This is a genomic window from Bacillus sp. 37MA, from assembly GCF_000372765.1.
Taxonomy (GTDB): domain Bacteria; phylum Bacillota; class Bacilli; order Bacillales; family Domibacillaceae; genus Domibacillus; species Domibacillus aminovorans.
Genome location: NZ_KB889752.1, coordinates 1,309,904 through 1,330,674 on the forward strand (window position 1 = coordinate 1,309,904; position 20,771 = coordinate 1,330,674).

Sequence of the window (20,771 nt, forward strand, 5' to 3'; positions counted from 1 at the left end):
TTTACTCAGGTGTAAAACAATACTAGAGTTAGTATAGTTTTGTGTCCAATTTATTGACTCAAATCCATTTTCTTACTGGTCATTAACGTCAACATAATCACCGCACACAATACATTCGCGGAAATACTGCGCAACGTCTGCCCAACATAAATCAGATTCAAGTGAGTAACCTTCTTTGATCATTTTCTTTTTAACCTCTTCTTCCGAAAATTTACGGACAAAGATTTCATTTTTAATAGCGACTTTCATAATTGAAGTCCTCCCTTTTTTTCGATGTTGGATGCCTACAATGGAATTAAAGACATTTTATATAAAATATAAATTTGAATTTTGCACAATGTTCATTTGTATTAAAAAAGGAAACCCCAAAGGACCTCCTTTTTTCAGTTTGATATCATATCCTTATTTGATTTTCGATTGTTCTTTCTGTTTAGCTAATCCGTTTATACTCCTGTGTTTGCATACGGCGTTCCGCAAAAACATCAAGCAATCTTCCTGTCTTGAGGTCTTTTAATGCGTCACGACTTGCTTCATTTGTAGCATTTAGAAGCATTCTGCAAGCAAAATAAGTTTCGGGAGTTGTGGACGAATCACTCATTTTTCGCTTTAAAAACTTTTGTTGAGCAGTCATTAGCAATATAGTGATAGGTAAAGTTTTGATATTATCTCCACCTTTTCCCCCACTCCACACCGTACGTGCGAGTTTCCCCGCATACGGCGTTCCCTCTTTTCACTTAGTTCCTATATGATAGGTTCCAGGTTCCATTTACTACGATAGTTATTAACTTTCTTAATAGCTTTATCTTTTAGATTAAGCATAGAAAGATATTTTTTAATCGTTTGTTTTTCCGTTGCATGAATGAGTTTATGAACCGGCTCGTTCAAGATTCTCAGATTTTTATATTCATCTGTTCCTCCTAAGCTTTGGGGTATATAGTGATGGCAATGCACTAGTTCCGCTGGAGTAAACCAGTCAGTGATTTCGCATTTACCTTTTCTCATACTATACCGGCTAATACGGTTGTCAAAATATTCAATGCTTCTGTGTATGTGAGGGCTTCCCTCACCGTTTAATGGAAGAACAAAATGTTTCTCCACTTCAACACCAGGATGATCTTTTTCGTCTTTAGTGACATTGGCACGAGCGTATAAATGCTGGTATTCTTTCACATCAAACGGAAAGAAATTAACTTCTTGCCAGCCGCCAATCAGTGCTTCTTTGTCATCTAAACCGCATAGCTTCAAATCTATGGCTTTATGCACCGCTTTCTCTAAAGCAAGGGAAAGCGATTCTCCTTCTTTTATTTTCAAGACCGTAGCGCAGGTACCATTTAAATCTGCACGCATCAAATAAAGAAAGACGAGAGAATGAAATAATGTTATGCGCTGGTTGTACAGTCGGTACCGCTTTTAGTCCTTCTTCAATTTTTGCTGCAGTATCAGCTTTTAATTCGTTAGCTTCTTTAGCTTCTTTTTCCGCTTTTTTCTCTGCGGCAGTTTTAGTTTTACGTTTTGGTTTCTCAGTCGGCTTTTGTTCCGCTTTATCTTCCACTTTCGGGGAATCCTTTAGCACAGCGGCTTGAGGTGTTTTAGCAAATTCTTCTACGCTCATTAAGAGAAGATTTTCTTCTTTTGTCTGGTCAGCATTCTCCTCAGGCGTATTCACATCTTCATAAAGATCAATTACTTCATCTTCTGAACAGAATTGAACTCCTAGTGGGAATGAACGACGTAATCCTTGAACCATCGCGATTTTTTCAATCATCGCTGAAGGCATTGCTTTCCATACTGGACTTTTTGGGCTAAACGCCTTGAAATATTCATCAAAATCAACATTGACGAACATATTGCCACGCACTTTATGCTTAACGACACACCAAGCGCCAACAATTTCACCACATTCAGCACTAAATTCATGAACCGGAACACCTTCTAAAACATCCACCTTAAACACATCATTTTTTCTGACAACGCAAGATAGGATATTGATGAAGTTTGGATCTTTCATGGCGAATTTCAAATGACCATCCCGAGTAACAGTGTACTGAACACGCGGGCCATATTGCGTTTCGCATTTTTGAAAAAGAATGTCCCCTTCAAATGGATTTAATCCATAGCTTTCACAAAGCTCTACAAACACTTTCGCATCAGCCTGGTTTGCATTTTCAGTATCTAACTTAGTAGTCCAAATTAAAGATTTTTGATCTGACGTGAATGTAATTTTTTTTGTTGTTGTCATTTTGACAACCTCCTTTTTAATTGTGGATGAAGCACCTTTTTTTCATTTTGATGTTAAAAACTTCGCCGCACTTAAAAATATAACTTTGCACCACAACCATGTAATTAAAGGCGGCAAGTGAGAGAGACAGAAGAACAGATTCAGTTGTTAGTGAATAAGCATAGAGCATTGGTTCAGCAGTATAAAGAAGAACAGGATGGTGGGGGCGTATGACCATGCAAGAGATTGTAGCATTAGGTCGTGAATACTTAGAGTGCTATCACCGCATGAAAGACGTTACAGATGGTTCTGGTGTGCTTGAGACAGCCATCAGAATGAATGAGATAGCAGATATACTTGAGCAACTGGCTTCAGTTGAAATAGTGGATAACGATTCATTAGTGCAGTCACAGTCAGCAAAGACGGTCATGCGTTTAGTGAGTGAGAAGATTGATGAGATGCAACAGGGTGATGTGTGATGCCAAAAAAGTCACCACGCAAATGCAACACGATTGGCTGTCCTAACTTAACTCATGATTCATATTGTGAGAGTCACAGTAAGAATAGACACAGACAGTATAAGCAAGACAGAACAGATGTGAAGGAACAATCCTTTTATGTGAGTGTTGAGTGGAGAAAGCTACGAGCCTACAAGAGAGGCATTAATCCATTGTGTGAGCAGAGAGGGCAAAGTGACACCGATTGATGTAGTCGATCATATTATACCGATTAAGATTGATTGGTCACTGCGGCTGTCACTGGATAACCTTCAGTCATTATGTCAGTCATGTCACAACATTAAAGGTACAAAAGATAGACAGGTTTACAGAGAACTACAATGAGCAAAGGAGAATGAACGATGACCTTTGATGAGTATAACGAAGTGTGTGAGCGTTTAGACCGCCTTGTAATTGTTGCAGAGTATCTTCAAGATTTATTGGGTGCAACAGAAGATGAACAGCTGAGAGAGTCAATTGTGAATGTCTTAGAGTGTGCTGGCAATGAATTTCATGAACTACTTGGTAAGCTTGATGCGGCTGAGTTTGAAGCTGAACAAGGCGATCCGACTGATGAAGATATTGATTGTGACACTTGTGAGGAATAGCATACTGGAATGAATAAAGAGGATGTAATCAATAAGGCATTGGTCATTGCTTAGTGAATGATTGGTGTCTTATTTAATATGAATAATTAAATGTTTAAGTTTTAAGTAAAAGTAAGAAGTAACAATAATTAGTAAAAGTGAAAAGTTGAAATGAAAATGGTACGGGGGTGAGTTTGAAAAGTTATAAAGCTAACATAGAGGTAGCGTCAGGAAAATGCAGATTTACAACGGTAAGGAAATCCAAATAAGAAAAAGCCAAATTTCTTGCTTACAACCCTAAGAAATTTGGCTTTAGTTACTTCACAAACGCCCCCGTTAGTTCAAGAAAAGCGTACCTTTCAGCAAAAAGCCAAAGGGTACATTTTTGTGTGCAGTATTTTTCTTTTCTTAGCTGGTAATGCGTAAACCTGTTACACAGTAGTTTGCTTATACTCTACGGATCACTTTTTTGTTTTTTCCATTTTAAATTATTTGATTGAGTGTTACCTGCGATCCAAAAAGGCGTTCGAATGAACGCAAAGTGAGGTAATATCTTAAAGTTTGATTAATTTATTTTCTCATCGAATATACTAATCATTTAATCCCTTTCCATTGAGAATTTGCTGCATACATTTTTCAATCCTTGACTCTCGAGTTTTGGATTGTTTGGGTTGAGAAAAATAAAGAATGTATGCTCTTTGCCGTCCCGGCGTCAATGCTTCAAAAGCAGTTTTCAAGGCAGGGATTTCATCGAATTTATTTTGAAGTTCTTCAGGAATTATGAAGTCTGTATTCTTTTTAAAGTTCACTTCCAAACCGGCTTTTTCAACTTCAATGGCTTCATAAATATAGGCTTTCAAGATGGTTTCCATTTCAACTATTTCTTGAACATTGGTGAACCGAATCTGGCGCGCCGCCTGTACATTCTCCGTTTGTTGGATTAGAATCCCATGGGCATCCTGTAACAAGGCACCTTTGTGAAACAGAAGCGCACAATATTCTTTAAATCCATGTATTAAAACTATGTTTTTTTTCTCAAACGTGTAACAAGGATGCATCCACTTAAATTCTTCGGTCAGCTCACAGTCAAGAACGATATTTCTCAACTTCTCATATTCTTCCTTCCACTTTTTAGCTTTACTTAAAAATTCATCAACTTTAGGATTCATTCTACTATTTGTCATCAAGAAACACCCCTCTTCAATTTTTCGATCAGCTGACAGTCAAGAATGAACATTCTCAATTTCTCCAATTCTTTCTGTCACTTTAAATGGTATCCCCCTATTTATTACTCATTTTAGCAAAATTGATTAAAGGGGTAGCGACGTCAAAACGCGAAAAACGTACGCTAATACATATTTGGGAAGCGAAAAGCCAATTATCCTTACGCTAAGGAAGGAAGAACCGGCTTTTGGTTATTGAACTATAGAATCCCATTACTGCAATAGATTTACTACCAATTACCTAACTAAGATGGGTAGATAAAAGGACGAACAGGGTAACCGTCCTTTTATCCATGACAGGTTGCATTTAATGCCGTCCATTATGACAGAGGCTCTTACTTGACGTATTCAGCCATTACAATATTTCGATATACCCTTCTGTTCCATGCACGCGAATTCGTTGCCCGTCTTTTATCAGTTTGGTAGCATTTTCCACCCCAACAACTGCTGGTAAGCCATATTCACGTGCGATAACTGCTCCATGGGTCATCAGTCCACCAACTTCGGTGACTAGTCCTTTAATGGATACAAACAATGGTGTCCAGCTAGGGTCAGTAAAGGAGGTGACTAATATATCTCCATCTTCTAGATCAGCATCTTCCATGTTTAAGATGACACGTGCTCGTCCCTCTATAACTCCGGAAGAAACAGGTAGACCTACAATAGCTTCGGCTGGGAGATTTTCTCGTTTGTACTCACCTACAATGATTTCACCATCAGACGTGATAACACGTGGTGGAGTTAGTTTTTCATATAATTTGTACTCGTCTTTTCGTTTGCTGATGATCTGGTAATCTTGTTTATTTGTGCGTACGACTTCGTGAAGTTCTTCAAAAGTGAGATAGTATATATCTTCTTTTTCATGAATAACGTTGGCTTGTACGAGTTGTTCGGCTTCTTTCAGTAAAGCCTGCTTATAAACGAAGTAGCGATTAACCATGCCGTATTTTGGATATTCCCGATAACCGATGAAATTCCGGATTAGGTCGATCATTCGTTTTGTTTCTTTGGCTTTTTGTTCACCATCCGGTAATTGCTTCAATCGATCTAATAACTCTTGTTCTTTTTTCAAAGCTTCCTGTCGCCCTTGCTCAAATTTCCGATTGCTAGCATTAGGCTCAAAGTTTTTGATATTACTAAGAATCACGGGGACAAGTGTAGTTGGTTTTTCGCTCCAACGAGTTTTAGTAATATCGATTTCTCCGGTACATCGCATTCCGTATTTGCTGAGATAATCATAGATAGCGTCTTGGGTTTCCTGTCCACCATCAAACTTAACTAGTTCATCCAAAAAGTTATCATCTTTTACATGTTGTAAATAATCAATTACTTCTGGATAAGGACGAATCACATCTGCGACCTCCAATAGCGCCAGACCCATTTCCGAAGTAATATTGTTTGGTACAGATTGAGAAAGCGTATCTGCTACGTTTTTTTCACCTAACCACTTGTTCATTTTTTCATTGATCCATGATGAAGCATTTATAGCAGCCATAAATACAGCTGAACTTTGTGGGTCAAATAAAATCTTCTTTAATTGCTGGATATCTTCTAGAATAAAATCAAATAAATCTGATCCTGATTTCGTTTGGATGTTTTGTTTTAACTTTTCTATGGATGTTTGACTACTCTTAATCAAATCAGAAACGATTGTCGGGTCGTTTTCGATTTGTGCTTGAGAATCCGCAGACGACACACTTTTATTGCTTTTACCGGAACTCTGTTCTTGCTTATCATTTGATAAATATTTTATGAAATCTCCTCGCTCTATTATGGTAATGAGTGCGTCTTTCATGAGCGGATCGTGTTGTCCCATGGCATCTAATAACATTTTTCTGCTGTCAGGTGAAGCCAGCATATGTGTAACATCAACAAACAACCTTCCACCAGCTTTACGCATGGGTGCACGAGTCGTTAACAGGAAAAAAGACAATCCCAGTGGTTTCATGGGATCGGTCATCATTTGTTGATGACCGACAGATACGTAAACGTGATTTTCTTGATCATTCGCTTCAGGGATCGGGTATAAAGTCGTGATTGGCCGACTCTGGACAATATAAAATGTATCATCAACCAAACACCATTCGATATCTTGTGGGCAACCAAAATAAGCTTCGATCTGTCTTCCTGTGCGTGCTAGTTGTAAAATTTGTTGTTCAGTAAGTGTTTGAGTCTTTTGCTGATCGGGATCGATCTGCTGGGTCTTTGTTCCGCCTTCTTTTCGTCCATAGATAGCTAATTTTTTGGTTGCTATCCTCTTATCGACGATTTCCTCTTCCTGTACTTTATAACAATCGGCAGATACCAAACCAGAGACCAGTGCTTCTCCAAGTCCAAAACTGGCATCGATTGATAGCAGCATTCGGTTAGAAGTAATCGGATCAGCGGTAAATAAAATCCCTGAAGCCTGTGGGAAAACCATCCTTTGAACGATAACGGATAAATAAACTTGACTGTGGTCAAATCCATTTTGCATACGGTAGATTACCGCGCGATCCGTAAATAGGGAAGCCCAACATTTGCTGATATGCTGCAAGATTGCTTCTTTGCCGATGATATTTAAATAGGTGTCTTGTTGACCAGCAAAAGAGGCATGTGGTAAATCTTCAGCAGTCGCACTAGAACGCACTGCATAAGCATGTTCATTACCAAACTGGGAGAGATAGTGAGTAACTGCTTTCACAACATCGGAAGGAATTTCTACTTCCATAATGATTTGTCGAATCTTCCTGCTGATTTCACCAATTTGATCTCGATCTTCTACATTTAGCATTGTTAGTCGATCCAACAAAGCATGATACGTTTCGTTTTGTTCGATGGCTTTTTGATATCCCACTGTTGTAACACAAAATCCTTCTGGTACTTGTATTCCTTCAATTTTTGATAATTCCCCTAAATTTAACCCTTTTCCGCCAACGAGCAAAAGCTGCGTTTTTTCCATTTCCTGAAAACCGAGAACCAAAGAACTCATTCTATATCTCTCCTAACCATTAAATTGAGAAAAAGCATTTGACAAGAGCTTACCGGCGTGGTAATATTAAATTGTAAGATGTGATATTTATGTCTATGTAAACGGGCGCGGTAGTAATCTAATTATATCGTCGTGTCTGTTTTTGTGCAATATAAAAGAACCTGGTAAAACTGTCCAGGTTCTTTCTTGATTTCCCGCTACTATTAGTCACATCAAAAAACCTGGTTCAAGCCGACTCCATCACTGCATAGTCACCTAGCGGTTCTATGCAGCCTAAGGAAATCCTGAAGTTGCGTTGGGTTCTTATTGAACTATCCTGCCCTTTTATTATCCTTTCTAATAAATATTTTGTAAGATATTTTAAAGTAACTCTCTTCATTTTGTAAATTCCAGTCATGACAAAAGAAAAATATAAGTGACCAAACGCTTGAGATTGTACCAAACTTAAACAAACGAAAAAGGACGAGCGTTTAGCTCTATCCTTTGTGACCTCGTATATGGTTTGCTCTGCTCAAATACGTTCCACCTTTCATGAGATTGTATGCCTTGAAAATCGCATCCTTCTCAAAACGCTTCCTCAATTCATCCATCACCGTATCAATCGCAGGGCTTTTCTCCATCTCTTCTGTCGCTGTAAATAAATCAAGTTGTTCATATTCAAATTTGCGCAGTTTACCGCAGGAAACATATATTTGACGTACAGGCTGTCCTTGCCAATGTTGTCGAAAGATCCGGATGAAATGACTGGTTAACTCCATCGTGTGGTTTGTATTCTTCGGAAGCTGCATCTGTTTAGTGAATCCTCGTTCTTCAATATCACGTGAATAGGATATAGTCAGTGCAATTTTTGCAGCAGCTACACCATGTTTACGGAGCCGAGCACTAACCTCATCCACCATTTCTTTTATAATGATGGTAATTTCATTGTCTTTATAGTAGTCCCTCATGAGTACTTGTCCTTTTGAGAATGACTTTTCTCCGTTTGGAAGGCTGTCCCGTTCAGACAAAATGGTGTACGCCCCATGCATGATAGTAAATCTGTGATCCCATAATACCGAACCGATCTTTCAGCTTATTTTTGTCTGCGATATAACAGTCGTTTGAAAACATGGTATCACCTAACATTGCTGTCGTAAGTATTACATTGTAAACTTTCTTTGGCACCCAATCTTCCGGAAGGTCTAGTTTTTTAAGGGTTAGCGTCAGGAAAATGCGGATTTACAACGTTAAGAAAATTGCAGCAAAAAAATCGATTCCTTTAGGAACCGATTTTTTTAATTAGCTTGTTTCGCTAACAAGCCTCTGTTAGTTGAAGAGAGTAAAGAAGGGTATAGAGATTTATTTCTATACCCTAGTTTTTTTTACATTTTTATTGTTTTTGTTGATATTGTCTCTTGGAAGGTCTGGTCATGTTCAACAAAAACTATAGTCGGATTAAAGGTTTGAATAAGCTCTTCAATTTGCATGCGAGAGTAAATATCAATAAAGTTTAATGGTTCATCCCAAATATACAGGTGAGCTTTTTCACATAAACTTTTAGCGATAAGCAATTTTTTCTTCTGACCACCTGAATAATGAGATATATCTTTTTCAAACTGTATTCGGTCAAAATCCATCTTTCTCAAAATGGACTTAAACAACGTTTCATCAATCTCATTTTCTTCAATAAAGTCAGATAGCATCCCCTTTAAATGAGAGGTGTCTTGCTGAACATAAGAAATTATCAGATTAGAACCCTTATTTGACGTGCCTGTATGCTGTATTGGATCGCCTAAAATTAATTTTAAAATACTACTTTTTCCACTGCCGTTCTTTCCGTCCAGTACAATTCTATCTCCTTGTTCAACATTAAAACTTATTGGTTTGTTGACAACTTGACCATCATACATTACAGACACATCTGTTAATTGAATGAGTTCCTTCGATTTATATTCCATCGATTCTAACTGTAAGGACTCCGTTTTTTCAATGTTTTTTAGAAGCTTCGACTTTTCTTCAATCGCTTTTTGTTGTCGAGCCTCAAGGTTCTTAGAGCGTTTCATCAATTTTGCTGCTTTATGCCCTACAAAACCTTTGTCCAATTTAGAACCAGAATTCGTTGTTGCATTTTTTGAAGCTTCGACTTGGTTAGACCAACCAGCCGAACGTTTTGAAGATTGATTTAACCGTCCAATATCCTTCTGCAAGCGTTCATTTGTTGCTTGTTCATGTTCCTGCTGTCGGTCAAAGTTCAACTTCCATGAAGAATAATTTCCACTTTGAACCTCAATATCTGCTCTATTTATAGACAAGATATGATCAACACAACCATCTAAAAAGTTACGGTCATGAGAAATTAAAATAAACCCTTTTTTCTTCCTCAAGTAATTAGAAACCATCTTACGAGCTTCAGTATCTAAATGATTTGTTGGTTCATCAATTAATAAAAATTGCCCTTCGTTTAAAAATAGAGCAGCAAGCAATACCTTTGTTTGTTCACCGTTTGATAAAGTTTCAAATGGGCGGTACATGGCTTCGGCATCCACATTTAAATAAGCTATTTCTCGAAGAAATTCCCAGTCCTCAGCTTGAGGGCATATTTCTTCTAAAATTTCATGCGTATACTTACTTTTATCTTCTACTGGATATGGGAAGTAGTTAAAATCGACCGAAGAAATGATTTTCCCCTTATATTCAAATTTACCTAGTAATAAATTAAAGAACGTTGTTTTCCCTCGTCCATTTCGACCAATAAATCCAAGCTTCCAATCTGTATCAATTTGAAAGCTTATATCTTCAAAAATATTATCAAAACTACTCGGATAAGAGAAAGTTAAATTTTGTACTTGTATCATTGACATTTTTATTCCTCCTTTGTATATCACGCTTTCTTTTAATACAAAGTCGGTATATCCATCTCGTCTACTTTACTCCGTATAAGTTTGATGGATTATAACGACTTATACGGAGTAATTCATGTGTAACATCCAATTCTAAAGCCATGTTAATTCTCCTCTTCATTAGAATGTAGTTAAAGGTATAGGAAATATACTTTTTTATAGGAGAAAAGAGACATTGAATCCCCAAGAATTAATACAATTCCTAAATTGAAAAATTCTACTTTTCCTTCAGTGCTTTCCCCATTAAATGCATTATATAACAAAGTTTCATCTAGACTAATTTCTCCAACCATTCTTCCGTTTTTTAACACACCTGAACCTGTATGCTCAACCAATGTAGTGTCCCCAGGACGGAGAAGAGGAACTGCAACATCTCTTGTATAGGAATGAATACTCCTATATATTTGCCAAACCCTTGTCAATGAAATTTCAGGATTCCATCCAGCATTTTTCTCAAAAAAGTCCAAGAGACTGGTTCCATTGGGAGGAGTATTTTTTTTCATACTTGCAAAAAATTGCTCTATATCGTCATCGCATATTGCAACTAGCGCCTTTGCAGAGATATCTCTTGATCTCATGATACCAGAAATTAGGTCCTTTATACTCTCCTCAGCTTAACTTCTATCTATAACAACAACTTTCACATGTAAGAGATCTACGTCATGTTCCATATTTGTACTAATTTTCTCCACGGCTTCATCAACTAGCTTTGGAAAATGGTGATGCTATTCATCCTGCCTGCTATCACTACACTTGAAAAAATGGTGTGGGAGACAAGGGCAATGGCTGAAAAGAAGCTATTTAATAAAATTAGTCAATCTCTTACAAATGAGCAAAAAGAAAAGCTTGAAGAGGTCATTACTTCGCAACATCCATCCGAATCCAATAAAACGATATTGGGTTGGTTAAAGGAGTATATAATCTTACAATTATTGTACCATTAAATTATAAAGTAAAATTGCTTGTGAGCTTTCTTTATCAGTAAGCTGCTTTTATCAAACTTTATTTTAACGCTACAGTAAAGAAATTTTTTAACTAACGGGTAGCTTTAGTTCAACAAAACACTAAAAAGGATGAGCGTTTAGCTCAACCCTTATGTCCTCCTATGACGCAAAGTAAGACTTAACATCAATAAAAAGCAGATCGCGTTTTGGCAGTGTACTATAATCAATTTCCATACTCGTCGCCCTCTTCTACAAAGCGAATAGAAACAATGTCCTTCAAACAGAACATTCCCTTTCCAATTAGTATCAGACGCCCGTTATGGCTATTCAATGACTGTACAATGCCAGTAGCTTCAATATAAGGAAGTCCAAACGTATTTACTTCGATAAAAATGGGCTTCGATAGATGATACGATTCACTCACCATACGATTAAATTCTTCTGCCGCTTGTTCATCCAAAAAAAGTGGCGGTTTTTCTGTTTCGTCCATTTTAATCATTTCCACATGTTCAGATAGTAACATGCCCTTCCATTTCAACATCTTTCGGTCATTATAGAGCATTTTGTGTCCCTCCTATGGAACAAAGGTTCTTTTTATACAGTATACAAACGTAAGTTCCTTTATTCAAGCGTATTCAGATGTGAATCAATATTTGCATAAATAAAAAAAGACTTTCTACATCTGAATAATGTAGAAAGTCTTAGATATTAAAGTGATTTCAAATGTTCAATGCGTTTTTCTAATGGTGGGTGAGTAGAGAATAGTCTAGAGAATTTTCCCTTGCCACTAATTTTAAAAGCAGCAATAGACTTTTGGCTGTCATCAACCAAGCTAGTCGTGTGTCTTAATGATTCTAATGCGTGAATCATATTCGCCTTTCCCCCTAATTCTGCAGCTAATTTGTCCGCTTTAAATTCACGTTTTCTTGAATGCCAAAAGATAATGGGACTGCTTAAAATGCTGAATAGAATCTCGAAAACGATAGAAGATACGAAATAAACAATTCCAGCCACTTCTTCTCTCACAAAACTTGAAACAATTTTTGAAGCAATACGGGAGAAGAAAATAACGAATGTGTTGATGATACCTTGCAATAGAGTCGTTGTAACCATATCACCATTCTTAATGTGTGCTATTTCGTGTGCAATAACCCCACTGATCGCATTACGATCCATCCTATCTAACATACCGCTTGAAATGGCTACTAATGAACGTTTTTTGCTTGGTCCAGTAGCAAAAGCGTTGACTTCTTGTGAATGATAAATACCCACTTGGGGCATAACTTTCAAACCAGCCACACGTGCTAAACGATATGTTTCTTCCAGTGCAAAGCGTTCGTGATCGCCACGCGGGGAATGTTCATCAATTAATTGAACACGCATAACCCATTTCGCCATTATACGAGACATTAACAATGAAATGATGGAACCAGCAAAACCAGCGATGACACTGAAGGCAAGCAGGGAACCATAACCACCGCCACCAATATAACTTTCTACACCAAGCAACGTGGTGATCATTGTAATGGTGATTAATACTAGAATGTTAACGAATATAAATAAGGAAATACGTTTTAACAATCAAGACCCTCCTAGTTTGTAATAAACTTTCTCCTAATTAGGTGATCATCAATAATGAAACCTACATTATATAACTATATACGAAAAAGTAACTAAAAAGTTTCAAAAAAAATAAAGCATAGACCTATCTCTGTAGCAAGAAGCGTGTCTATGCTTCGAAAAGTGAAGGAGTAATGAGAGGTAGAATTATCATCTTAAAAACGATTGGCTTGATTAATAACCACCATGAACAAAAAAGGCTCCAATAATATAATTAAAAGGATAAATAATACGACCACTATCGCAAAGCCTCGGCCGTATCCATAGGCAGGTGCTACTATGCTCACAAATTCCCCTCCTATTGGACAAACTTCACCCCTTGATGAACCTGCTTCTTTTTAATCATATGCACTCAGTATGTAAGTGACTGTACGAAAAGATTTCAACCCTAACATAGAACTAACACGCTTCTTGATAAAAGGATGGTCCTGTTCTACGATATTATTTAAATACTTCTTTTGTCTGAGTTGCATGCCTGATGGTATGTTTTTTCTTTTCTTAATTCTTCAACTGCTATAGGATAAGCAGAATTTTTATCCACTGTTATGACACGAGGCTTTGAAACATGAAAAGACCGCAAAGCTTTCTTGAAGAAGCACTTTGCAGTCTGTTTGTCTCTTGTTTTACTAAGATAAAAATCAATCGTGTTTCCTTTGCAGTCCATTGCACGATACAGGTACATCCATTGACTTTTTACATTGATATACGTTTCGTCGACTCTCCAAGAGTCATTTGTTGGTCGAAGATGACGTCGTACTCTTTCATCTAATTCCGGTCCATATTGATGAGCCCAACGCATAATCGTTGTGTGAGCCATCGATAAGCCCCGTTCTTCTATCATCTCCACCACATTACGAAAGCTCAAGTTGTACCGCAGGTACCACCTCACTGTTAACAAAATACTGTCAGGCTGATCATGTTTCCACTTGAATAAATGTTGCTTTTTCATACTGATTACGCACCTTTTTTAACGTAATAGTATCCGTATGTCCAAGATTTAAAGATGATTTGCAACTGTCCCTAAGTTTTTGCACCAGAACCTCTTGACACATAGCGTAAGAAAAAATACCTCTTTTATATTTTTTAAATCCCACTTGACACATATGAATTTGCGGATTAAGATACAATTATTCAATATTTTAGCACTCATTATTTTAATACTAAACTAAATTTAAGCGCTGATTGGTCATCCAAAGGCACCTTATACATTTCAACATTCATGTTCGATGAATGAATTGAAACGTGTCGGGTGTCTTTTTTTGTACCCATTAAGCCTGGGAGAGGTGAGCATGGAAAAAAACAAGCTTGATCTGCTGGAAGAAACAGACTGGTTGTTTCGTAAAATGGTGCGCAAATTCGTCAAAGAACGAGACAAAATCATAATTGAAGGAGTCATGCTGCCGGGATTTTTGATTTTAAGAAAGATTATTCAAGACGGAGAACAACGGTTAACGGATTTAGCCGAGGAACTCGACCTGACTTCAGGCGCTATTACATTCATTTGTGACAAGCTGGAAGACAGAAGTTTTGCGGTTCGAAAACGCCATAGTCAAGACAGGAGAACTGTACTGCTGGACATTACGGATAAAGGGCGAGAGTTTATAGGACGGAACAGCCAGGTTGGCACAAATATGGTTTCTGTTCTGTTCAATAATTTTACACTCAAAGAAATTGAACTGCAAATTGATCTTTACCGGCGCTTAATCAACAACCTGGATGGATTATCGGATGAAATTTTATCTTTGGCAAAAGAGAAAGAAGATCAAAACGACCCACCCAGTCATAACAGCCGGTTTTTAACTTACTAATTACGATAAAAGGAGCGGAACAGATGGGACTTCCAACAATTCACCCTACAGGTGCTACAATTTATTCACCAGAAAAGGCATGGAGCGGTTATACGATTTATCAGGCTGCGGATCATGGAGCTTTATTGATTGATATGAATGGAAAAGAAGTTCACTTATGGAAAGGGCTTCGGGGCTTTCCGAATAAAATTTTTCCAGGCGGATATGTACTGGGGCATACATTCAACCGTGACCCTGAGCATGGTTTTCAGGATGAAGGAGATCTTGTACAAGTAGATTTTGAAGGGAATATCGTCTGGAAATTTGATCAGCATGAATTTATTGAAGATCCCGGATACGAAGGCCGGTGGCTCGCCCGGGCGCATCATGATTACCAGCGTGAAGGAAATCCGGTTGGGTATTATGCACCGGGGCAAAGTCCGAAAACAGATGCCGGAAATACACTTATTTTGGCTCATCGCAACGTTCATAAGCCTGAAATTTCAAAACACGAGCTTTTAGACGATGTGATTTTGGAAGTCGATTGGAACGGAAATATTGTATGGGAATGGTCATTCAGTGATCACTTTGATGAACTTCAATTTGATGATGCGGCAAAAAAAGTGATTTATGAAGAGCCAAACCGTCGTTTCTTCGGAAATGAATCCGGTGACTGGCTCCATATTAATTCAATCTCAGCAGTCGGGCCAAACCGCCATTATGACGCAGGGGATGAGCGGTTCCATCCAGACAATCTTATTTGGGATGCACGTGAAGCGAATATTATCGGCATTACAGATAAGCGCACAGGCAAAATTGTATGGCAGATTGGACCTGATTACTCCATACCTGAACTAAAGCATATAGGCTGGATCATCGGACAGCATCACGCACATATCATCCCGCAAGGATTGCCGGGTGAAGGCAACTTATTAGTATTTGATAACGGCGGATGGGGCGGTTACGGTGCGCCAAACCCTTCATCACCGGATGGCAATAAAAACGCTTTGCGGGATCATTCACGGGTGCTGGAAATCGATCCGGCTACGTTTAAAATTATTTGGCAGTATACAGGACTTGAGGCTAAATTCCAGGCACCGACAGATTCTTTCCGTTTTTACAGTCCGTATATCAGCTCTGCTCAGCGGTTGGAGAATGGGAATACACTCGTTACAGAGGGCGCAAATGGCCGTATTTTTGAAGTGACGGCTGAACATGAGATTGTCTGGGAGTACATTTCCCCTTACAAAAATTCCCGTAATTCCAATATGGTTTACCGCGCTTACCGCGTTCCTTATGATTGGGTACCGCAGCTTGAAAAGCCAGCAGAAGTCGCTATTGAGCCGCTTAACAATGAAACATTCCGTGTGCCAAATGCTGCAGCGGGCGGCACAGATTCAATCGTCGAAGTGACGGGAGCCCAGTCGATTGGCGAAGGGGCATTATGCGTTGCCCGCTATGATGAGACAGTTGAAATTGAAAATAAATGATACTGGAGGAATTATGATGAAAGAGTACGGCGTCATATTAGACCAACAAATGACTCTTGGAGAGTCGACGAAACGTCTATCAAAGTAAAAGGTCAATGGATGTACTTATATCATGCAATGGACTTCAAAGGAAACACGATTGATTTTTATCTTAGTAAAACAAGAGACAAACAGGCTGCAAAGTGCTTCTTTAAGAAAGCTTTGCGGTCTTTTCCTGTTTCTAAACCTCGTGTCATAACAGTAGACAAGAATCCAACCTATCCTGTAGCAATTAAAGAGTTAAAAGAAGAGAAACGTATGCCTGAAGGCATACAAATAAGACAAGTTAGATATCTCAATAATATAGTAGAACAAGATCACCGTTTCATTAAGAAACGTGTGCGCTCTATGTTGGGATTCAAGTCGTATAAAACAGCCACTTATATATTGAGTGGCATTGAAGCGATGCATATGATAAAAAAAGGGCAAGTTCACCAAGGAGTGAAGTCTGCCCAAAATGAAGTTGAATTCATACATAAGTTGTTCGGGATAGCATCATAACTCGCAAGTTAGCGGGTAATATAGGTTCTATCTTTTTATCAAATTATTTTCGCACCAGAACCGGATGTTTCTTTGCGCAAAGAGCAGTATATCCCGACTTAAAATTATAAATACAGCTATAATGGAAGAAACCCTGAATAAAATTTATATGGATTGACTAAAAATGACGGTAGCATTTTAGAGAGGTGAGAGAAATGTTTGAACAAATTAATCAAAAGAAGGCACTGCTAGATAAAAAACGACCTTTACCTAAATACACGTTAAAAAGTTTGCGTGAGAAATTATTGGTTGAGTGAACATATAACTCAAATGCCATTGAAGGCAATACGTTAACGATTAATGAAACGAAAGTCGTTTTAGAAGGAATTACCGTAGTCAGTATCTCCAAGATTTAAAGATGATTTGCAACTGTACCTAATTTTTTGCACTAGAACCGTAAATAGTAACCAGCTTCCGTTGAAACAAGTTTATTTTGATTACATAAACTAGGAGACTCAATTGTGAGGACCACGACCTATAAAATAACCCTTAAAGCTCAGCCATTCAGTTAACTAAAATAATTCATATCTGTTAACTTTTTTGGACCAACGTATTGACCCAAGTTGACTATGTGGATGCTGAACTTCCTCAAATTTATTGTATTCACCTTCTAATTCACCCAGAGAGCTTTCAAAAAGATGCTTTTCATTGATCTTAAAAACACCGAAGGTGATTAGCTTGTTAATTAATTCCGTACGTCTATTTTCTACAGCTTCTCGAAGATTCATCTCAATTCCTCCATATGCATTTATTTGTATGACCCAAAATAAAAAGGCTCTTGTTATTAACAAGAGCCTCTGGGTATCCAGTCGGTTTTTCTAAATTGTATAAACATTTTAATTCATATTATACCCACTTGTCAAGTTGGTTTTAGACGGATATTTTTGGACGATCGTTGCAGGAATATTATGCGGTGCGGGCTTTATTCTTCTTGCCGTTTTCGGTTCGATTTTGATCGGATTGGTATTGAATATTTTTGTTAACCGTATCAAAGTAGAGAATCCTTATTTGTTAATTGTAAAGTATCAAGACAACTCGATTGAAAAGTCACTAGATCATATTATTTCTGCCAGTGTGAAAAAACATTTCGTCAAATTCAAGTCTGTCATTAATGGCTGTGATTATGAAATTACCTATGAAGTGCGTATAAAAGAAACAGATATGAACTTTATTACCAACATTTCAGATATGACCGGAGTCAAGTCTGCCATCACGTTAAGCTATGATGGGAATTTTACGGCTTAATCAAAGAGACAAGTAGTGTATTAAAGAAGGTGAGCAAAGTTGATACAATGCTCACCTTTATGTATATCTTCCATTACCTTCCCACTGGTGAACGACATGCTGGTTCCTCTCCATAATCTTCTGCTTGAAGAATAAAAAAATTTCGAACCTAATGACGATTTGAATGCCATTTCTTTAAATTAGTATAAAAAATGATAGAAGAAATAAAAGCTGCTCAAGCAATGAAATATGCTAGGGCAGCTTAATAATTAAAGATATCCATATTAAATTAGTGTTTCGTTATGTTTTTCATAGCATTAAATACGTGACCTGAAGCATCTTTTTCTGCACTTGCTTTACGCCCTTTCCCCCACCCTAATTCTTTTCGATAACTTCCTAACAAGCCGTTTTCAATGATAACCGTCTCTTCTACTATTACTTCCTCTTCAGGATGTGGAGATACATAAAGAGCGTCAACCGGACAATAAGCTTCACACATAAAGCAGGTTTGACAGTCCTCTTTTCTGGATATTAAGGGAATGCCATCCTCCCCTTTATCAAAGACTTCGGTTGGACAAACTGACACACACAAATTACAGCTAATACAACGTTTTTGGCTCACTAATTCTATCATATCGTGTTTACCTCTCTCGCCTTTACGACTGCTGCAGGTTGTGTTGATATATGATCTAGACCTTCAACTAAAATTCTGGAATGCTGCAATGGATCTTGTTCGCTATAGTCAAGTCGCTTGTGCATTCCTCTTGTTTCTTTCCGGGCCAGTGCTGCACTATACATCCATCTGGCAGTAGCCGTCATAGCGGCTGCTTCTCTAGCTTTTATAATGTTAGCACTGCTTTTAAATTTTTCATGACGTATTTCTTTCCACAGTTGATTGAGTCTCTGTAACGAAGCATCCAATCTCAGTTCTGTTCGAAACAAATTAATTTCATATGGTACGACTTCATCTTGAACACGTTTTATCGTTTCAGATATAACTGGTTCACTCTTTTTAGAAAAAATTGAATTGGCTCCGTGAGGGACTTGAGAAGTGCTTGTCACATTTCTCTTAGCGGCCTTCTGGCCAAGGCTCAAAGCAAAATGCCCAGCTGCATCACCTGCCCATGAACCGGAAGACATTGCCCATGCAGCGTTATGGCTTCCACCACCTGTAAATCCACCACAAATAAATTCACGTGTGGCTGCATCACCGGCCGCATATAATCCAGGGATTTTTGTCTCGCATTTCTCGTTGATCACATTAATACCGCCAGTTCCACGCACAGTCCCTTCCAATCTCATAGTTATAGGAAAACGATCGGTAAATGGGTTAATGCCTAATCGATCAAAGGGCAAAAAAAAGTTAGGCTGTGCCTGGCGCATCCATTTCTGTATCTGCTCATCTGCTTTGTCAAGTATGGCATAAACCGGTTGTGTTTGAAGTGTTTTGGCAATGATGGAACGCCCTTTTTGAGAACCAGCTCCTTCAATGGTAATGCCGTTTCCATCGTAAAATGTTGCCCACGTATAAAAAGCTGTTTTTGTAACTGAAGAAAAAACAGGTGATATCGCATAAGCATTTGAAAATTCCATGCCCGATAAATTAGCCCCTGCTTCAGATGCCATTAAGTAGCCGTCTCCCGTTAAAACATTGCAGCCAAGCGCTTTGCTAAGAAACGCACATCCCCCGGTTGCTATTATTACTGCCCCCGCCTTTATCATCCATCTTTCTCCAGTCTGACTGGAGATACCTAAGGCACCGCTAATCCCAGAGTCATCTTTTAATAGCTCAAGGACCGGGCAATGATCCCATATTTTCACTCCCGCTTTTTTCACTTGCTTTCGCATTAACCTCATATATTCAGGCCCTTGCAAGCTGCGGTAATATTTCCTCTCTTCTTTCTCAATCGGAAAAGGATATTTCCAAAAATCTAATTGGTGCATATTTGAATATGTTTTATTGAGTACAGAAATCATCCACTTTTGCTCAGCCAGATAACCGCCAAGTGCTTCTCTGCTTTTCATAGCCTCCTTTTGTTGCTCCTTATCGGGTTCTACATACCAAACCCCGGTACCAGAAGGTGCCGTTGCCCCGCTTGTGCCACAATAGCCTTTATCCACTAAAATGACTTTGGCTCCTGTAGCCGCTGCATGAACAGCAGCCCACGTTCCTGCTGGTCCACCGCCGATTACTAAAACATCTGTATATTCATTTGTGTTTTGAAAGTGTTTCAAAGCGACGTTTCCCGAGCTTTTATTCATAAGAACTCTTCCTTTCAAAAGGTGGTAACATCTTGGCCTAAAAAGTATGTTTATATTTTTAAAATAAAGACTTCTCTTTTTTTTTGAAATAAAAAGGCTTCACAGTAAAAGAATATTTACTGTGAAGCCTCTAGTCGCCTAGTCGGACTTTCCACATTTTGAATTCTATTTTCTTTTAGTCCCGATAGGAATTGAATACATTATTACATCATCAATTTAAACCAACTCCTTGTAGGCGGAAAAAGGTTACTATAAAAACAGAAAGAGGCTCACGATGCTGTTGAAAAGCAACGTGAGCCTCCAGATGACTAGTGGGCTGTTTTTACATTCACTATTCCGATTAATCTAATGTGCTTTTTAGCTTATCATCAAAAAAAAGAATATGCAACCCTATTTTTTTAAAAAATTTTGGGTTGACTTTTTGGACATTAGCTCCTAATATTGATTAAACCAATAGGGATTAATTTATTTTTGTAATCTTTACTTTACA

21 protein-coding genes and 4 pseudogenes are annotated in these 20,771 nt (G+C 38.1%); 10 read left to right on the plus strand and 15 right to left on the minus strand.

Going from position 1 to position 20,771, the window contains the following annotated elements:
- Positions 1–72: 72 nt before the first annotated feature.
- From A3M5_RS25290 to A3M5_RS23680, 3 genes are all read right to left on the minus strand, one after another.
- A complete protein-coding gene (locus A3M5_RS25290; protein ID WP_018393129.1) occupies positions 73–249 on the minus strand; it encodes a hypothetical protein in 177 nt (58 codons plus the stop codon).
- Positions 250–741: 492 nt separating this feature from the next.
- On the minus strand, positions 742–1,311 hold the full coding sequence (locus A3M5_RS0107410; RefSeq protein ID WP_155894681.1) for an HNH endonuclease: 570 nt from the start codon (positions 1,309–1,311) through the stop codon (positions 742–744).
- Positions 1,256–2,239 (minus strand): recombinase RecT, encoded by a 984-nt coding sequence (locus A3M5_RS23680; protein WP_018393132.1) that lies wholly within the window; start codon positions 2,237–2,239, stop codon positions 1,256–1,258. Before A3M5_RS23680 ends, A3M5_RS0107410 begins: the two co-directional genes overlap by 56 nt.
- A gap of 209 nt (positions 2,240–2,448) precedes the next feature.
- On the opposite strand from A3M5_RS23680, the gene A3M5_RS0107420 reads away from it, so the two are divergent.
- Genes A3M5_RS0107420 through A3M5_RS0107430 form a run of 4 tightly spaced genes read left to right on the plus strand, consistent with a single transcriptional unit; the run spans position 2,449 to position 3,323 of the window.
- On the plus strand, positions 2,449–2,697 hold the full coding sequence (locus tag A3M5_RS0107420; RefSeq protein WP_155894682.1) for a hypothetical protein: 249 nt from the start codon (positions 2,449–2,451) through the stop codon (positions 2,695–2,697).
- Positions 2,697–2,924: a DUF8602 domain-containing protein gene (locus A3M5_RS26810; RefSeq protein WP_502685409.1), complete on the plus strand. Its 228-nt coding sequence runs from the start codon at positions 2,697–2,699 to the stop codon at positions 2,922–2,924. The genes A3M5_RS0107420 and A3M5_RS26810 overlap by 1 nt, the downstream gene beginning before the upstream one ends.
- Entirely contained in the window at positions 2,911–3,060 is a 150-nt protein-coding gene (locus A3M5_RS25750) for an HNH endonuclease (RefSeq protein WP_231373271.1), read from the plus strand. The genes A3M5_RS26810 and A3M5_RS25750 overlap by 14 nt, the downstream gene beginning before the upstream one ends.
- 17 nt (positions 3,061–3,077) lie before the next feature.
- Positions 3,078–3,323: a hypothetical protein gene (locus tag A3M5_RS0107430; protein ID WP_018393134.1), complete on the plus strand. Its 246-nt coding sequence runs from the start codon at positions 3,078–3,080 to the stop codon at positions 3,321–3,323.
- Positions 3,324–3,892: 569 nt separating this feature from the next.
- On the opposite strand, the gene A3M5_RS0107435 is transcribed toward A3M5_RS0107430, so the two are convergent.
- The 5 genes from A3M5_RS0107435 to A3M5_RS22495 form a co-directional block, all read right to left on the minus strand.
- Positions 3,893–4,486: a YdeI/OmpD-associated family protein gene (locus tag A3M5_RS0107435; protein WP_018393135.1), complete on the minus strand. Its 594-nt coding sequence runs from the start codon at positions 4,484–4,486 to the stop codon at positions 3,893–3,895.
- A 394-nt stretch (positions 4,487–4,880) separates the two neighbouring features.
- Complete coding sequence (gene ppsA / locus A3M5_RS0107440) at positions 4,881–7,496, minus strand: phosphoenolpyruvate synthase (protein ID WP_018393136.1); 2,616 nt, start codon at positions 7,494–7,496, stop codon at positions 4,881–4,883.
- Positions 7,497–7,972: 476 nt separating this feature from the next.
- Positions 7,973–8,503 carry a DinB/UmuC family translesion DNA polymerase gene (locus A3M5_RS22490; protein WP_018393137.1) on the minus strand — a complete coding sequence of 177 codons (531 nt, stop codon included), beginning with the start codon at positions 8,501–8,503 and terminating at the stop codon, positions 7,973–7,975.
- A gap of 354 nt (positions 8,504–8,857) precedes the next feature.
- Positions 8,858–10,336, minus strand: a complete 1,479-nt coding sequence (locus tag A3M5_RS0107450; RefSeq protein WP_018393139.1) for an Lsa family ABC-F type ribosomal protection protein — start codon at positions 10,334–10,336, stop codon at positions 8,858–8,860.
- Positions 10,337–10,506: 170 nt separating this feature from the next.
- A complete protein-coding gene (locus A3M5_RS22495; RefSeq protein ID WP_502685416.1) occupies positions 10,507–10,977 on the minus strand; it encodes a Ger(x)C family spore germination protein in 471 nt (156 codons plus the stop codon).
- A gap of 92 nt (positions 10,978–11,069) precedes the next feature.
- Between A3M5_RS22495 and A3M5_RS0107460 the strand changes: the two are divergent.
- Positions 11,070–11,289: pseudogene (locus A3M5_RS0107460) on the plus strand (hypothetical protein); the annotation flags it as partial.
- 253 nt (positions 11,290–11,542) lie between these two features.
- Here the strand turns inward: A3M5_RS0107460 and A3M5_RS0107465 are convergent.
- The 4 genes and pseudogenes from A3M5_RS0107465 to A3M5_RS22500 all read right to left on the minus strand — a co-directional run bounded on the left by A3M5_RS0107465 (position 11,543) and on the right by A3M5_RS22500 (position 13,888).
- Entirely contained in the window at positions 11,543–11,881 is a 339-nt protein-coding gene (locus A3M5_RS0107465) for a YolD-like family protein (RefSeq protein WP_018393142.1), read from the minus strand.
- Positions 11,882–12,027: 146 nt separating this feature from the next.
- The gene (gene htpX / locus A3M5_RS0107470; RefSeq protein ID WP_018393143.1) at positions 12,028–12,900 is read right to left on the minus strand and encodes a protease HtpX; all 873 of its coding nucleotides are present in this window, start codon (positions 12,898–12,900) and stop codon (positions 12,028–12,030) included.
- A 194-nt stretch (positions 12,901–13,094) separates the two neighbouring features.
- Positions 13,095–13,226 carry a YjcZ family sporulation protein gene (locus tag A3M5_RS24590; RefSeq protein ID WP_018393144.1) on the minus strand — a complete coding sequence of 44 codons (132 nt, stop codon included), beginning with the start codon at positions 13,224–13,226 and terminating at the stop codon, positions 13,095–13,097.
- A gap of 51 nt (positions 13,227–13,277) precedes the next feature.
- Positions 13,278–13,888, minus strand: a pseudogene (locus A3M5_RS22500) (IS6 family transposase).
- A 340-nt stretch (positions 13,889–14,228) separates the two neighbouring features.
- Between A3M5_RS22500 and A3M5_RS0107485 the strand changes: the two are divergent.
- The 4 genes and pseudogenes from A3M5_RS0107485 to A3M5_RS26080 form a co-directional block, all read left to right on the plus strand.
- Positions 14,229–14,747: a MarR family winged helix-turn-helix transcriptional regulator gene (locus A3M5_RS0107485; protein WP_018393145.1), complete on the plus strand. Its 519-nt coding sequence runs from the start codon at positions 14,229–14,231 to the stop codon at positions 14,745–14,747.
- Positions 14,748–14,770: 23 nt separating this feature from the next.
- A complete protein-coding gene (locus A3M5_RS0107490; RefSeq protein ID WP_018393146.1) occupies positions 14,771–16,216 on the plus strand; it encodes an aryl-sulfate sulfotransferase in 1,446 nt (481 codons plus the stop codon).
- A 15-nt stretch (positions 16,217–16,231) separates the two neighbouring features.
- Positions 16,232–16,756 (plus strand): annotated as a pseudogene (locus tag A3M5_RS0107495) (IS6 family transposase); the annotation flags it as partial.
- Between the two features lie 194 nt (positions 16,757–16,950).
- Positions 16,951–17,130 (plus strand): annotated as a pseudogene (locus tag A3M5_RS26080) (Fic family protein); the annotation flags it as partial.
- Between the two features lie 177 nt (positions 17,131–17,307).
- Here A3M5_RS26080 and A3M5_RS0107505 read toward each other — a convergent pair.
- Positions 17,308–17,523 (minus strand): Fur-regulated basic protein FbpA, encoded by a 216-nt coding sequence (locus A3M5_RS0107505; protein WP_018393149.1) that lies wholly within the window; start codon positions 17,521–17,523, stop codon positions 17,308–17,310.
- Between the two features lie 136 nt (positions 17,524–17,659).
- Between A3M5_RS0107505 and A3M5_RS22505 the strand changes: the two genes are divergently transcribed.
- Complete coding sequence (locus tag A3M5_RS22505; protein WP_018393150.1) at positions 17,660–18,040, plus strand: hypothetical protein; 381 nt, start codon at positions 17,660–17,662, stop codon at positions 18,038–18,040.
- Positions 18,041–18,308: 268 nt separating this feature from the next.
- Here the strand turns inward: A3M5_RS22505 and A3M5_RS0107515 are convergent, their stop codons facing one another.
- Both A3M5_RS0107515 and A3M5_RS0107520 read right to left on the minus strand, forming a co-directional pair.
- Positions 18,309–18,653 carry a 4Fe-4S dicluster domain-containing protein gene (locus A3M5_RS0107515; protein WP_026221622.1) on the minus strand — a complete coding sequence of 115 codons (345 nt, stop codon included), beginning with the start codon at positions 18,651–18,653 and terminating at the stop codon, positions 18,309–18,311.
- Entirely contained in the window at positions 18,650–20,281 is a 1,632-nt protein-coding gene (locus tag A3M5_RS0107520) for an FAD-dependent oxidoreductase (RefSeq protein ID WP_018393152.1), read from the minus strand. The genes A3M5_RS0107515 and A3M5_RS0107520 overlap by 4 nt, the downstream gene beginning before the upstream one ends.
- Positions 20,282–20,771: the final 490 nt, after the last annotated feature.